Source organism: Paenibacillus silviterrae (genome assembly GCF_030167925.1).
GTDB lineage: Bacteria > Bacillota > Bacilli > Paenibacillales > NBRC-103111 > Paenibacillus_G > Paenibacillus_G silviterrae.
In genome coordinates, this window is record NZ_JASKUT010000001.1 from 479,779 (window position 1) to 494,197 (window position 14,419).

The following is a 14,419-nucleotide window of genomic DNA, read 5'->3' on the forward strand; positions in this document are numbered from 1 at the left end:
GGATCTGCAGAGAACGTTCCGCATTCAGATAAACTATGACAACAATATTTAAGTTTTAATGAAAAAGGTCAAAAATAATCCCATTCAATTAGCAGATTCTTGCTCTATAATGATGAAGAGAAAAAGAATTCGACGGATGAGAAGGGAATGCCATGCCATGAAATCGCAGAAATCAAGAACGGAACGACAGTGGACCATGCCGGAGGTGCTGCTTCCGGAAATTCCGGACCGTTCCGTAAGGTTAACGGACTTCGGTGCCGTCGGGGATGGCCGAACGGACAATACGCAAGCCTTCCGCCAAGCCATCGAAGCGTGCGCCCAAGCCGGAGGAGGCAGGGTTGTGATCCCTCCCGGGCTGTGGCTGACCGGTCCTCTGAAGCTGACGAGCCGGCTGGAGCTTCACACGGAGGCGGGCGCAACGGTGCTGTTCAGCAAACGGTTCGCGGATTATCCGCTTATTCGATCGACATTTGAAGGGAAGCCGTCGATCCGCTGCCAGTCTCCGCTGGACGCTGAAGGCGAGGAGCATATCGCCATTACGGGTAAAGGCGTGTTCGACGCCGGTGGAGATGCTTGGCGGCCGGTGAAGCGCTGGAAGATGACGGATAAGCAGTGGGCCCGTCTCGTTCGCTCCGGCGGCATTGTTGATGAAGCGCAAGAAATGTGGTGGCCGACTGAAGCGGCGTTGGAGGGAGCGTCCCGCGTGGAACAGCTGCTTCGGGAAGAAAAGTCGGAAACGGCGGATTTTCTACCCTACCGCGACTACTTGAGGCCGAATCTATTGAGCTTTCGGAGATGCAAGCATATTTTGCTGGACGGACCGACCTTCCAGAATTCAGCGGCTTGGAATCTGCATCCATGGGCATCGGAGCATGTGACGATCCGGAATGTAACCGTGCGTAATCCGTGGTATGCGCAAAACGGCGACGGGCTAGATCTCGATTCCTGCCGTTATGCTCATGTGGAAGCATGCTCATTCGACGTGGGCGACGATGCGATCTGCATGAAATCGGGCAAGGACGAGGCCGGCCGCGCGCTGGGCATTCCGAGTGAATACATTACGATCAAGGATTGCACCGTATACCATGGGCACGGAGGCTTCGTCATCGGCAGCGAGATGTCCGGGGGAGTGCGCCGCGTACACATCAGCGATTGCACGTTCATGGGGACAGATATCGGACTTCGCTTCAAGAGCGCCAGAGGACGCGGGGGTGTCGTTGAGGAGATCTTCATCGAGCGGATCCGTATGACGGATATTGTCGGCGAAGCGATCTCCTTCCACCTTTTTTACGAAGGAGTGGAAGGATCGGGAACGGCCAGGGAAGAGAGCTTTCCGGTTACGGTTGAGACCCCGGTTTTCCGTAACATTCACATCCAGGATGTGGACTGCACCGGGGCGGAGAAGGCGTTCCTCGTGAACGGGCTTGCGGAAATGCCTCTGGAAGGGGTAACACTGCAGAACTACACCGCTACGGCAAAGGAAGGCATCGTGTGCCACAACGTTACGAAGCTGGCGTTGGAGGACGTGAGCCTCTTCACGACGGAAGGCCCTTTGGTGAAGCTGCACCAAAGCCGTGAGGTCGAGCTCGTCCGCTTAGGGGGAGCGGGAGGAGCCGCGGACAATCGGATGCTTGCGGTATCCGGCAGCAGCTCTGCCCAAATCGAATGCCGCGATCCGCAGACGCTGCCTACGCACAGGGCTGTTTCTACAGCTCCCGAGGTGGATGGCAAAGTAGTTCGCTTGAGCTAATAACGATGATCTTGTCTGTAGTGCAGGGGAGAAACCCCAGTCACCTTCTTGAACGTTTTGTTGAAATGAGAAATATGCTCGAAGCCGACCTGCTCGGCAACGGCGTGCACCTTCTGACGGGTCGTCCTAAGCAGCTTCTGCGCTTCGCGGATTCGGACCACCCGAATATACTCGCTGATATGGAAGCCGGTCAGCTTCAGGAAGATGCGGCTTAAATAGGCCGGGCTGATGAAGAATTGCTTCGCCAATTGCTCTAGCGTGAGTGCCTCACGGTAGTTGGTTTGGATATACGCCGTAATTTCGGACACCTTCTGGTGCATCGGATGGCTCGGGGCCGGCGATACAGGAATGTCCGCGTTGATCCGGTGCAGCCGGATCAGCAGCTCCAGAAGCAGATGGCGCACATAGGCATCGTGCAGGGGCTGCTCTTCCTTGCATTCCCCGACCATTTGCAGCAGGAGACGCTCAAGCTCCGGCTGCTCCTTGGGGGGAATCCGCAGCAGCGTGGATTCCAGGAAGGGATTCATTCGCAGGATGTCACCGTCCGCTTCATGAAGAAATTCCGGCGTGAAATGGATCAACACCCGTTCGAACTGCTCCACCTGCGAGCTGGCGGTGGAATGGAGGTCGTGGGGGACGACGATGACGATGTCGCCTTTTTGTGCGGTATGCACCTTGCCGTTCATAAAGTACACCCGTTCCCCTTCGAGCAAGCAGTACAGCTCATAGAACGAATGCGAATGAGGGCGCTGCATGGCGGAGAAGCCGTAGCGGCGCATCCGCTGTATGGCAAACGAACCGTCGCCAATCATATATTTTTTTTCGATAAGGTCATTCATCTGCTAAGTCCCCCTGAATCTTAGAGCAACAATGAACAATAAAATTGGCAAAATTCTTTAATCACAATGCTTATTTTAGCATATTTTTGTGATTATTCGAACTTCCCCGACGGAATAAAAGAACATCGGCAGGGGGCACGATTGAATAATGGAGGCAGGAGAAGCATGGGAACAGATCAGCTCAACAGCCCGCTGCATTGGGCCGAACAATTCATGCACCGCTATCGGCAAGCGGGCGGCATCGGAAATTTGACGAAGCGCTGGCATTACGAAAACGGCTGTTTCTTGAAGGCGCTCGAGGAGTGTTATAAGAGAACCGGTAACGAAGCCTATTTCGACTACATTCGCGAAATCATGGATCTGTATGTTCAGGAGGACGGCGGCATCAGGACCTATGCGCTTGAGGATTACAATTTGGATCAGATTAATCAGGGCAAGCTGCTGTTTCTCCTATGGGAGAGAACAGGAGAAGCCAAGTACCGGAAGGCGATTGAGCTGCTCATCACTCAGCTGAAGGGGCATCCCCGTACGGAGGAAGGCGGCTTCTGGCATAAGAAAGGGTATCCATTCCAAATGTGGCTGGACGGCTTGTATATGGCTTCTCCCGTCATGGCGCTATATGGGAGGTTGACAGGGGAAGGCATTTGGTTCGACACTGCGGCGGAACAGCTTATCCTGGTAGAGAAGAAAACCCGCAATCCGGAGAGCGGCCTGCTGCATCACGGCTGGGATGCCTCCTCGGAACAGCGCTGGGCTGACAAACTTACAGGAAGATCCCCTCATGTGTGGAGCCGGGCGATGGGCTGGTACGCTATGGCCGTGGTCGATTCGCTGGAGCATTTTCCGGCGGATCATCCGAAGCGGGGGCTGTTGATCGGACTGCTGCTTCGGATGGCCGATGCACTTGTCCGCGTACAGGACGTCGAGACCGGGATATGGCCCCAAGTGCTTGATCAGCCCGGCCGGGAAGGTAATTATTTGGAATCATCGGGTACCTCGATGTTCGCCTACGCATTGGCCAAGGGCAGGCGGCTCGGTTACTTGACGGGTGGAGCAAGCGATGCCGCACGCAGAGGGTATGAAGGCTTGCTTCGACAAATGGTGAAAGCGGATGAACAAGGCCAAGTGCATCTCATACAATGCAACAGCGTGGCCGGCCTCGGGGGTTCGCCTTATCGAGACGGCTCCTTCGCCTACTACATCGGGGAGCCTATTGTACAGGACGACCCTAAAGCAGTCTCATCGTTTATCCTGGCGGGACTTGAGCTTGGTTATTAATAGAAAATCAAAAGTCGGGCGTGGCCTTGTTGCCGCGCCTTTTTGACGTTCAAGGAAGAAAAAGGAATACATTTTGTGGTTTTGGAAATAGTAATCCAGAATATTCGTCAGGAAGGACACTTGCCGGATGCTGCAACAGATATCAAGTTCGATCCTCAACTTACAATTATGGATTGGCGCCACCCTGGCTTTTATCGTTCCGTTCGGGCTTTCCTATGTATGTTATTGGCTGACGAATCAAAGGAAGAGGCGGCGGAAAGGCAGAAATAAGCGTGTTGACGGTGGGGCGAAGGGCAAATCTATCATCGATCAACCGGTCCGCCCGGCGCTGGAAGACAATCTGCTTATCTTAAAAGAAGTCATAGGTCACAGCTCGGACGTGAGGTTCCGAAGCTTGTCTGTTGACGAAGGCCGAAGGAATATCGCAGTCGTTTATATAGAGGGATTGGTCAACCATTCCTCACTACAGGACCATATTATCAGGCCGATTATGGAGGCTGGTAAAATAAGGGGGGCTCGGGATGAAGCAGAGGCTTCTGCCGAACAAACCAAACAATATTTATTGCAGCATGTGATTCAAGCTGCACATACCAACATTGTTACGAATATAGAGCAGTGCGTTCGTGAAATCGTAACCGGGAATACCATATTGCTCATCGATGGCACCGACCGGGTCGCGATCCTGTCCACACCGAAAGAAAAGGGACGATCCATTGATGAACCGGTGACGGAGGCGGTTATACGGGGAGCGCATGAGGGCTTTGTTGAAAACCTAAGCCCGAATATCGGATTGCTCCGGAAGCGTATTAAAGATCACCAATTGTCCGTCATCCCCTATACCATCGGGAGGCGCTCATTGACAGAGGTATCGCTTGTATTCATGAAAGATCTATGCGACGAAGCAATACTCAATGAAGTGAAACGGAGATTGGATTCAATAGAAATCGATAACGTGTTGGAATCAGGCTACATTGAGCAGATAATGGAAGATAATTACTTATCCTTTTTTCCTCAAATGCAGACCACAGAGCGTCCCGATCGTGTAGTAGGCGCTCTTATGGAAGGACGTATCGCCATATTAACCGACGGCACACCCATGGCGCTCATCGTACCGGTAACCCTTCCCACGTTTATGTCTGCACCGGATGATTACTATGAACGCTGGCTGCCGGGCACATTCGTACGGTTATTGCGGTATTTGGCCGCAGGCATCGCCTTGTTCCTTCCTTCTATTTACATAGCGATGATTTCCTATAATCACGGACTCATTCCGACGAAGCTGGCGATATCCATTGCTTCCGGCCGGGAAGGGGTTCCTTTTCCATCCCTGTTTGAAGCGCTCATGATGGAAATCACCATTGAAATTCTTCGCGAAGCAGGACTCCGATTACCTAAACCGATCGGCCAGGCCGTCGGCATTGTCGGAGGCTTAGTAATCGGTCAAGCTGCCGTTCAAGCCGGAATCGTCAGTCCGGTTATGGTGATCATTGTTGCGCTGACCGCGATGTCCTCCTTCGCCATCGCCCAATATGAGATGGGAATCAGCATCCGGCTGCTCCGATTTTTCTCTATGATTTCCGCTGGCATCTTCGGCATCTACGGGATTGTTCTGTTTGGTATTTTTATTACCGCTCATCTTGTCAAATTAAAGAGCTTCGGTGTACCTTACACCCTGCCCTTCGGTCCGATGAAGCCGGTGGAATGGAAGGATTCCTTAGTACGTATGCCAATGCCATTTTTGAAAATCGGGACGCCCTTCAATAAAAAAAAGCATAAATAAACGTCTAATGAAAGGAGTCCGCAGATGAGCGAGCCGGCGAAAAGAACCGTTACTTCCATCCAAGCGATGATGATTGTCGTGAATACGATTATTGGAGCCGGCGTAACCACTTTGCCGAGGGATGCGGGCAATGCGACCGGAACGCCGGATGCATGGATTTCCATCATCCTGGGTGGAATGATTGCTCTTTTAGCGGGGTATGTAGTAACACGTCTCAGCTTGCGATTCCCGGGGGAGACATTTTTTCAGTACAGCCGCCATATTCTTGGAAAGCCTGCCGGGACCCTTCTCGCCCTTTTACTAAGCGTGTATTTCCTGATGATCTCTGCTTGGCAAATTCGGGCGATGGGGGAATTGATTCGCTTTTATTTACTTAACAATACGCCGATCGAATTGATCATGCTTATATTTTTATGGATCGGCATTTACTTGGTCGGCGGGGGAATAGAACCGATTGCGCGATTTTGTGAAATCGTATTTATCGTCATTCTGCTTTCGTTGGTCTCTGTCCTCCTTCTCTCGATGCAGGACTTCAATCTGGACTACCTCCGTCCTGTTATGGGGGAGGGCATTGCTCCCGTCATCTCGGGGGTAAAGAGCACTTCGCTTTCCTTTACCGGCTTCGAGGTGATGTTGGTTATCCCCGCGTTTATGGCAGAGCCGAAAAAGGCAGTGAAAGCGGCAGCCTTGGGGATTAGCATGGTTGTTGTCCTATACGCGCTTATTGTTTTTGTCTCTTACGGGGTATTATCGTTCGATGAGGTAAGAAGCTTGACCTGGCCTTTGATGTCTCTGGCTAAATCCATCGATCTTCCCGGGGCTTTTTTCAACCGGTTCGAAATATTGATATCCGTGATGTGGGTCATCGCAAACTATACCTCGTTTGTCCCTAATTTCTATCTTGGCTGCTTGGGGATGAGTTCGCTCTCCAATCTGGATTACCGTCTGTTTATGTTCGCTATGCTTCCGTTCATATACATGGTAGCGGCGGCTTCGGAACATATGAATGCCGTATTCAAGCTCGGATCCTCCGTTGCGTACTTTGACCTCCTAATCGGGGGAGCCGTTCCTGTCGTTTGCTTGATCATAGCCATGGTAAGGAGGATCGGCATTGCGCATCCTTAAAGCGGGCATTCCTTGTTTACTAATGATGATGCTGCTAGGCTGCTGGGACCGTAAGGAAATCGATGAATTGGGGATTGTCCTGGGTGTAGCCTTCGACAAACAAAGCAATCAAATTTCCACACTGCATACCTTTGCCTTGCCGAAAACCTCCGGTGAGAAAAGTGATGTAAAATCGGAGAAGTGGGTGAATCTTCAAAACACGGGAGACCTGGTAAGCGAAAATGTTCGAGGGCTGGTCAAAAGCAGCATACGTTTCCCGACATATGAGCATTTGAAGGTTATTGTGATTAGCGAGGAGCTGGGGCGATCGGTTCCGTTGAAGCAAATGACGGATTACTTGCTCCGTAACCCCGAATCCAGAAGATCCGTGAAGCTGGTGGTATCCAAGGGGAAAGCCGGCGAAATGCTGAAGGTAACCAGTCCTCTCGATATGAATCCCGCGTATAAGCTGTCCGAAATAGCGGATCGATCCGAACAGCTCTTAGAGCTTCCGCCTAAAACCACCCTTGGTGAGGTTTCCTCCAAACTAACGTCCAAGACAAGCTTTTACGTGCAGAGAAGCGAGTTGAACGCCAATCGTGAAGCCGTATTATCCGGAGCTGTCGCAGTCAAAGGGACCACCGGGAAAGTGATCGGGTCCTTAACCGAGGAGGAGACGAGAGGACTGAACTTCATTCTGCCGAACAACAACAAAAAATCCGCGATTGTAAAGGTCTTCGATCCGGAAAGTGAACAACAGTTCATCTATGAGCTTCGCAAAATCCGTGCCAACCTGATCCCGGTGGTTCAAGGTAAGCAGATCTCTTTTGTTGTTTCGGTACAAACGGAAGGCAGAATGCGCGAGGATTGGCGGTTACAAGGCAATGCCTTCGACAGCCGGTTCATTAAGCAATCGGAGAAGGCCGCTGCAGACACCATTCAACAAGCCGTCAAGGCACTGCTGAATAAGACGCAAAAGGAATTGGGGGCGGATATTGCTGGGTTCGGCAAGCAGCTTAGCATCCACTACCCTCGTACATGGAAGGAGGTAAAGGAGGACTGGGACAGCGTATACAGCGGATTATCCGTCGACATTTCCGTACAAGTCCATATTCGGGAATTCGGGAACCGCGGCATGGTGCAGCCTGATCCTTCGGTGTCGTGATCATCGGTTGCAGAAGAACACTTGTGTATAATGAAACTTTCCCTTTCTCCCACCTGAGGGGGGCTATACAATGGGGTTAATTGAGTGTGCGACGAATGATGAACGGAGTGATTAGGATAATGGAGCTTTCTTGCTAATCGATTAAAACAAAAAAGCGATTTTTCGCCCATTGTTTTATTTGTGCTGCGCAAGAAAGTTACTGTATCCTTTCACTCAAGCGATATATCCTCATCCTCCCTTTGTTTCGGGCTGGATTTGCTGTATTTCTTTGAGCTGCGAGAAGTAACTTTCTTGCGGCTCTTATTTTTTTGAATACAGGAGGCTGGGATTATGTCATTAATTAAGGTTACGAACCTGACGTTCGCCTATGAAGGCAGCTATGATACTATATTCGAAAAGGTCAGCTTTCACATCGATACCGATTGGAAGCTGGGGTTTACGGGAAGGAACGGCAGAGGCAAAACGACGTTTCTGAACCTGCTGCTAGGTAAGTATGAGTACAGCGGCACCATATCGGCCGGCGTCCGGTTCGAGTATTTTCCTTTTCCTGTCCCGAACAAGGAGCAGCATACGCTGGATGTGGTGGGCGACATGCTTACGGACTACCAACACTGGGAGCTGCTGCGGGAGCTTTCCTTGCTGCAGGTAGCCGAGGACGTTTTGTACCGGCCTTTTGCATCGTTGTCCAACGGGGAGCAAACGAAGGTCATGCTTGCCGCCTTGTTTCTTAAGGAAAATCGGTTTCTGTTAATCGATGAGCCGACCAACCATCTGGATATGGACGGCCGAAGGCTGGTCAGTGATTATCTGAAGACCAAACGCGGCTTTATTCTCGTTTCCCACGACAGGGCCTTTCTGGACAACTGTGTAGATCATATCCTGTCCATCAACAGGACCAATATTGAAATACAAAAGGGGAATTTCTCTGATTGGTGGGAAAATAAACAGCGTCAGGATCACTTCGAGCTGGGGGAGAACGAGAAGCTTCGCAAAGATATCAGACGGTTGTCGGAAGCGGCGAAACGAACGAGCAGCTGGTCGCACGAGGTGGAGAAAACGAAAAACGGCACAACCAATTCCGGCTCCAAGGTAGACAAAGGCTATATCGGCCACAAGGCTGCGAAAATGATGAAGCGCTCGAAGTCGATTGAGCAGCGGCAGCAATCCGCTCTGGAGGAAAAGTCGAAGCTATTGAAAAATATAGAAGCCTCAGAAAGCTTAAAGCTCACCCAGCTTCCGTATCATAAGCATCAGCTAGTCGAGCTGGAGCGGGTTTCGATGTATTACGGAGAGAAAAAGGTTTGCTCCGATGTAAGCTTTACGATCGGGCAAGGGGAGCGAATTGCGCTTTCCGGGAAAAATGGCTCGGGCAAATCGAGCATTCTGAAGCTCATCTGCGGTGAGGAGATGAACTATACCGGCACCTTTCGGAAAGGAAGTCAGCTGAAGCTGAGCTATGTATCGCAGGATACCTCGCATCTGCAGGGCAGCTTGACCGACTATGCAAGAAGCCACGGGATCGAGGAGAGTCTGTTTAAATCCATTTTGCGAAAGCTGGATTTTTCCAGAATTCAATTTGAAAAGGATATGTCCGCCTTCAGCGGCGGCCAGAAGAAGAAGGTGCTGATTGCCCGAAGTCTTTGCGAGAAGGCTCACTTGCTGGTGTGGGATGAGCCGCTGAACTTTATCGATATCATTTCCAGGATGCAGATTGAAGAGCTGCTTCTCGAGTATGCCCCTACGATTCTCTTTGTGGAGCACGACAGGGAATTTTGCACAAATATCGCTACCAAAGTGGTTCAGCTGTAATCTTCCCCAGTGTGACGGGTGGAAGTAACCCTTTAGCAGCCTAATAGGACCCCCAATGTAACCCACCGCCTGGTTCCTCACTAGGGTGGGTTATTTTTGTCCTGCATTGTTCCCGAATAAAATTCGCACATAAATAATGTACATTGTGAAATCGCTTCCTTCCTGATACCGTAGGGATACAGGGAGCTAGGGAAGCAGGTGCAATCCGTAAAGAAAGGATGGGGCAATCCATGGTCAAAGCAATGGCTACGGCTCGCGGTGTCGGGGGTACACAGACGGGTACGGGATGGATAGCGACGGTCAGAAAAGATTTCGTCAAAAACAAATATCTTTATCTTTTGGCGCTCGCGGGGATTGCGTATTACATTATTTTTAAGTATGTCCCCATGTACGGAGCGATCATTGCTTTCAAAAATTATTTGCCGTCAAAAGGGATATGGGGAAGCCCTTGGGTAGGGTTTAAGCATTTCGAGGACTTTTTCGGCAGCCATTATTTCTGGAGGATTTTGCGAAACACGCTGCTGATCAATGTGTATGAATTGCTCTTCGCCTTCCCGGCACCGATCATACTGGCGCTACTGTTGAACGAAGTACGGAGAACTGTCTTTAAGCGATTAGTGCAAACGGTTACATACCTGCCTCACTTTGTATCGATGGTTGTGATTTGCGGGATGCTGGTTGACTTTTCGCAAAAAGCCGGCCTGCTGACGACCATTCTGACCTGGTTTGGAATGGAACGCCAAAATCTTCTGCTGAACCCTGACTTTTTCCGTACGATCTTTATCGGCTCAGGCATTTGGCAGGGAATCGGCTGGGGCTCGATCATTTATTTGGCTGCGCTGACCTCCATCGACACACAGCTATACGATGCCGCTACGGTGGACGGCGCCGGGCGCTGGAAGCAAATGCTCCACGTGACCATACCGGGCATTATGCCGACCATTGTCATTTTGCTTATCCTGCAAATCGGGGGCATGATGAATGTAGGCTTTGAGAAAATCATTCTGCTCTACAATTCACAAACCTACGAAACGGCGGATGTAATTTCGAGCTTCGTGTACCGCAGAGGCATATTGGAGGCGAATTACAGCTACAGTACCGCTGTAGGGCTGTTCAATTCCGCGGTGAACTTCCTGCTGCTGATCATTGCCAACCGGATTAGCCGGAAAGTGAATGAAACCAGTCTCTGGTAGAAGGACATGACACGTATTTCATTAGCAAAGGTGTGAAAGCAATGAAGAACAAAATTTGGTTTAAAGAGCCTGCCGCAGATTGGAATGAAGCGCTCCCCTTGGGTAACGGCAGACTGGGAGCCATGGTGTTCGGCCAGCTAAGCAAGGAAAGAATTCAATTGAACGAAGACAGTGTTTGGTACGGAGGACCCCAGAACAGGGACAATCCGGATGCTCTGGCGAATCTTCCGGCGATCCGCGAGCTGCTCTTTGAAGGCCGGCTTCGTGAGGCGCACCGGCTGGCGGAGACCGCGTTCTCGGGAACTCCCTGCAGCCAGCGCCATTATATGACGGCCGGGGATCTGCTCCTGTTCATCGACGGGCACGAGGGAGAGGTGCAGCAGTATCGCCGGGAGCTGGATTTGGACCGTGCCGTTGCCTTAACGTCTTACGAGATTAATGGGCATAAGTACCGGAGGGAGGCCTTTATCAGTAATCCGGACGGGATTCTAAGCTTCCGTTTGGAAACCGACTCTCCTGATGGCATCTCTCTCTATGCTAGGCTTGACCGCAAGAAGGGCAAGTATGTTGACAAGGTAGGCAAAAGAGGAACCGATACGATCGTGATGCTGAACAGCTGTTATGGAACGGACGGAACGGATTATGCTCTCATGGTGCAGGCTTCGTCGGATACGGGGAAGGTCGAGACGATCGGAGAGCACATCGTGGTGTCCGGTGCAAGGGATATTACCTTCCGTATCGCCGCGGCAACGACGTTCCGAGCTGAAGAACCGGAGAAAGCATGCAGAATAGCGTTAGAGGCCGCGTCCGCCTACTCGTACCTGGAGCTGCTGCAAAGACACGTGGATGATCATCAGGCTTTATTCCGCCGGGTCTCCCTTGATTTGTCCGGGCCGACGGCATCTGCTGAAGCGTGTAACGAGCTGCCGACACCCGAGCGGATCGAGCGAATGAAGCTTGGAGAAGAGGATCATGAGCTGCTGGCGCTTTATTATCAGTTCGGCAGGTATCTGCTCATTGCCAGCAGCCGTCCGGGCTCGCTTCCGGCCAATCTGCAAGGCATATGGAATGACGAAATGAAGCCGCCTTGGGACAGTAAATATACGATCAATATCAATACGCAAATGAATTATTGGTTAGCCGAGAGCTGCCATTTATCGGAGTGCCACGAGCCGTTGTTCGAGTTAATCGAGCGCATGCGGGAGCGGGGGCGCCGTACGGCATCGGTGATGTACGGCTGCCGCGGCTTCGTCGCCCATCATAATACGGACATTTGGGCGGATACGTCACCGCAGGATATTTATCCGCCGGCAACGTACTGGACAATGGGGGCCGCCTGGCTGTGCCTGCACCTGTGGGAGCATTACCTGTTTACACAGGATCGCAGCTTCTTAGCCTCCGCTTATGAAGCTATGAAGGAAGCGGCGCTGTTCTTCGTCGATTTCCTAACGGAAGCGCCTGACGGGCACCTTGTGACGGCTCCATCCGTTTCTCCAGAGAACCGGTATCGGCTGCCTAATGGCGAGTCGGGCACCCTGTGTTACGGTCCGGCCATGGACAGCCAGATCATTACGGAGCTGTTTCTCGGCTGCATCGAGGCGTCGAAGCTGCTGGGGAAGGATGAGACGTTTCGCGACGAGCTTGAGAGCATTCTGCTCAGGCTTCCGGCCACGAAGATCGGGAAGCACGGGCAAATCCAGGAGTGGCTTGATGATTACGAGGAGGCCGATCCGGGACACCGCCATATCTCTCACTTGTTCGCTCTGCACCCCGGAACGCAGATCAACCGATATGAAACGCCGGAGCTGGCTGAGGCAGCAGAGACGACGCTTCGGCGCAGGCTGGCAAACGGCGGAGGTCATACCGGGTGGAGCCGGGCTTGGATCATTAATTTCTGGGCTCGTTTGGAGAACGGGAACGAGGCCTATGAGCATCTGTGTAAGCTGCTCACGAAATCTACGCTGCCTAACCTGTTCGACAACCATCCTCCGTTCCAAATCGACGGTAATTTCGGAGGAAGCGCAGCTATCGCAGAGATGCTGCTGCAAAGTCATAGAGGCGAGCTTCATCTGCTCCCTGCGCTGCCGGATCGCTGGACGGAGGGCAGCATCCGCGGGATCAAGGCTCGAGGCGGATACACGGTCGATATCCATTGGGGTGACGGGAAGCTGAAGGAAGCCGTGTTCAGGGCCGCACATGATGGAGATTGCGTCATCAGGACACAGGAGCCGGTGACGGTACTAGACCAAGATCAGAAGGCTTATCCATACCGCAATAACGGGAATTCCAGCATTACCCTGCACCTAGTGGCCGGTCAATCCGTTCGAGTGTTACGGCATGTGCAGTAAACAACCTTAGGTGGGAGCGGCATGCCGCTCTCACCCTAACCCTGCCTTGATAAATTCGGCATATAAATATTGTGCATTGTGCCACTCTGTTCAGGCTGGTACGGTTAGGGTGATGGTGCGAGCGGGAATTTCGTGCTTTTAACGAATATGTGCAAACGGTTACAAAGATATTCTGAGCGCTTCCGGGTATCCGCAAATTTGGCCAATCAAGGGGATTGCAACCATGATAAAAAGAAGCTTGGGTGATAAAATCTTTGATGCGTGCAATTATGTGCTTCTCAGTTTCCTAATGCTAGTGACCTTGTATCCTTTTCTCTTTGTGCTATTTGCTTCCTTAAGCACGCCGTCCGAGCTTGTTAAACAAACGGGGATCTTATGGAAGCCGATGGGCTTTTTTCTGGAAGGCTATAAGCTGGTTTTGAAAAATCCAATGATCGGCATCGGATATAAAAATACGATGATTTATGTTACCATCGGAACGGTGCTGAACGTATTTTTCACCGCACTCTTTGCCTTTGTGCTTTCCCGAAAGGATCTGTATTGGAAAAAATACATGATGATGATGATCGTATTTACGATGTTTTTCAGCGGAGGTCTCATTCCCGAATACATGCTGGTGAAAAATTTAGGGATGCTCGACACCAGGTGGTCCCTTATTGTTCCCGGGTTAATTGCTACCTGGAACTTGATCATTATGCGTACCTCCTTCCAATCCATTCCCTATGAACTGGAGGAAGCCGCCAAAATTGACGGTGCCTCCGACTGGACGGTGTTCTGGAAGGTCATCATGCCGCTATCGGTTCCGCTTCTGGCCGTTATGGTCTTGTTCTACGGGGTGGCCCATTGGAATGCGTGGGCGAATGCCTTGATCTATCTGCGGGATCGGGAGCTGTTCCCTCTGCAGCTGGTGCTGCGTGAGATTTTGATTCAGAACAGCACCACGGAGACAACCAATTTATCGACGGCAAGCGATCCATTCCTGGGGGAGGTCGTGAAGTATGCCACCATCATTGTCGCAACGCTTCCGATTTTGGTTGTGTATCCGCTCATCCAGAAGCATTTTACCAAAGGAGTCATGATTGGCGCTTTGAAAGGATAATGCCCGATCTGGTTTCCCTATTCCATTTATACGGTGAAAGAGAGGAAGTTTCCC

Annotated in this window: 10 protein-coding genes; 9 read left to right on the forward strand and 1 reads right to left on the reverse strand. The window is 51.4% G+C overall.

The window, feature by feature from the left end; all coding sequences use genetic code 11:
• Positions 1–157 precede the first annotated feature (157 nt).
• Positions 158–1,750 (forward strand): glycoside hydrolase family 28 protein, encoded by a 1,593-nt coding sequence (locus QMO62_RS01995; RefSeq protein ID WP_284638334.1) that lies wholly within the window; start codon positions 158–160, stop codon positions 1,748–1,750.
• Here the strand turns inward: QMO62_RS01995 and QMO62_RS02000 are convergent.
• Positions 1,747–2,589 (reverse strand): AraC family transcriptional regulator, encoded by an 843-nt coding sequence (locus QMO62_RS02000; protein ID WP_284638336.1) that lies wholly within the window; start codon positions 2,587–2,589, stop codon positions 1,747–1,749. The two genes, QMO62_RS01995 and QMO62_RS02000, sit on opposite strands and share 4 nt — an antisense overlap.
• Before the next feature lie 165 nt (positions 2,590–2,754).
• Here QMO62_RS02000 and QMO62_RS02005 point away from each other — a divergent pair, with 165 nt between their 5' ends.
• The 8 genes from QMO62_RS02005 to QMO62_RS02040 all read left to right on the forward strand — a co-directional run bounded on the left by QMO62_RS02005 (position 2,755) and on the right by QMO62_RS02040 (position 14,365).
• Positions 2,755–3,867, forward strand: coding sequence for a glycoside hydrolase family 88/105 protein (locus QMO62_RS02005; RefSeq protein ID WP_284638338.1), 1,113 nt, complete (start codon positions 2,755–2,757; stop codon positions 3,865–3,867).
• A gap of 127 nt (positions 3,868–3,994) precedes the next feature.
• On the forward strand, positions 3,995–5,647 hold the full coding sequence (locus QMO62_RS02010) for a spore germination protein (RefSeq protein ID WP_284638340.1): 1,653 nt from the start codon (positions 3,995–3,997) through the stop codon (positions 5,645–5,647).
• A gap of 24 nt (positions 5,648–5,671) precedes the next feature.
• A complete protein-coding gene (locus QMO62_RS02015; protein WP_284638342.1) occupies positions 5,672–6,772 on the forward strand; it encodes a GerAB/ArcD/ProY family transporter in 1,101 nt (366 codons plus the stop codon).
• Positions 6,759–7,916, forward strand: a complete 1,158-nt coding sequence (locus QMO62_RS02020) for a Ger(x)C family spore germination protein (RefSeq protein WP_284638344.1) — start codon at positions 6,759–6,761, stop codon at positions 7,914–7,916. Before QMO62_RS02015 ends, QMO62_RS02020 begins: the two co-directional genes overlap by 14 nt.
• 330 nt (positions 7,917–8,246) lie before the next feature.
• Positions 8,247–9,725: an Lsa family ABC-F type ribosomal protection protein gene (locus QMO62_RS02025; RefSeq protein WP_284638346.1), complete on the forward strand. Its 1,479-nt coding sequence runs from the start codon at positions 8,247–8,249 to the stop codon at positions 9,723–9,725.
• Between the two features lie 242 nt (positions 9,726–9,967).
• On the forward strand, positions 9,968–10,918 hold the full coding sequence (locus QMO62_RS02030) for an ABC transporter permease (RefSeq protein ID WP_284644832.1): 951 nt from the start codon (positions 9,968–9,970) through the stop codon (positions 10,916–10,918).
• Between the two features lie 41 nt (positions 10,919–10,959).
• Positions 10,960–13,266 carry a glycoside hydrolase family 95 protein gene (locus QMO62_RS02035; protein WP_284638348.1) on the forward strand — a complete coding sequence of 769 codons (2,307 nt, stop codon included), beginning with the start codon at positions 10,960–10,962 and terminating at the stop codon, positions 13,264–13,266.
• Between the two features lie 223 nt (positions 13,267–13,489).
• Positions 13,490–14,365: a carbohydrate ABC transporter permease gene (locus tag QMO62_RS02040; protein WP_284638351.1), complete on the forward strand. Its 876-nt coding sequence runs from the start codon at positions 13,490–13,492 to the stop codon at positions 14,363–14,365.
• Positions 14,366–14,419 lie beyond the last annotated feature (54 nt).

Bases quoted from the DNA above. Each gene is read 5' to 3' on its own strand.
- QMO62_RS01995 (WP_284638334.1), top strand. From the start codon at position 158: ATGAAATCGCAGAAATCAAGAACGGAACGACAGTGGACCATGCCGGAG.
- QMO62_RS02000 (WP_284638336.1), bottom strand. From the start codon at position 2,589: ATGAATGACCTTATCGAAAAAAAATATATGATTGGCGACGGTTCGTTT.
- QMO62_RS02005 (WP_284638338.1), top strand. From the start codon at position 2,755: ATGGGAACAGATCAGCTCAACAGCCCGCTGCATTGGGCCGAACAATTC.
- QMO62_RS02010 (WP_284638340.1), top strand. From the start codon at position 3,995: ATGCTGCAACAGATATCAAGTTCGATCCTCAACTTACAATTATGGATT.
- QMO62_RS02015 (WP_284638342.1), top strand. From the start codon at position 5,672: ATGAGCGAGCCGGCGAAAAGAACCGTTACTTCCATCCAAGCGATGATG.
- QMO62_RS02025 (WP_284638346.1), top strand. From the start codon at position 8,247: ATGTCATTAATTAAGGTTACGAACCTGACGTTCGCCTATGAAGGCAGC.
- QMO62_RS02030 (WP_284644832.1), top strand. From the start codon at position 9,968: ATGGCTACGGCTCGCGGTGTCGGGGGTACACAGACGGGTACGGGATGG.
- QMO62_RS02035 (WP_284638348.1), top strand. From the start codon at position 10,960: ATGAAGAACAAAATTTGGTTTAAAGAGCCTGCCGCAGATTGGAATGAA.
- QMO62_RS02040 (WP_284638351.1), top strand. From the start codon at position 13,490: ATGATAAAAAGAAGCTTGGGTGATAAAATCTTTGATGCGTGCAATTAT.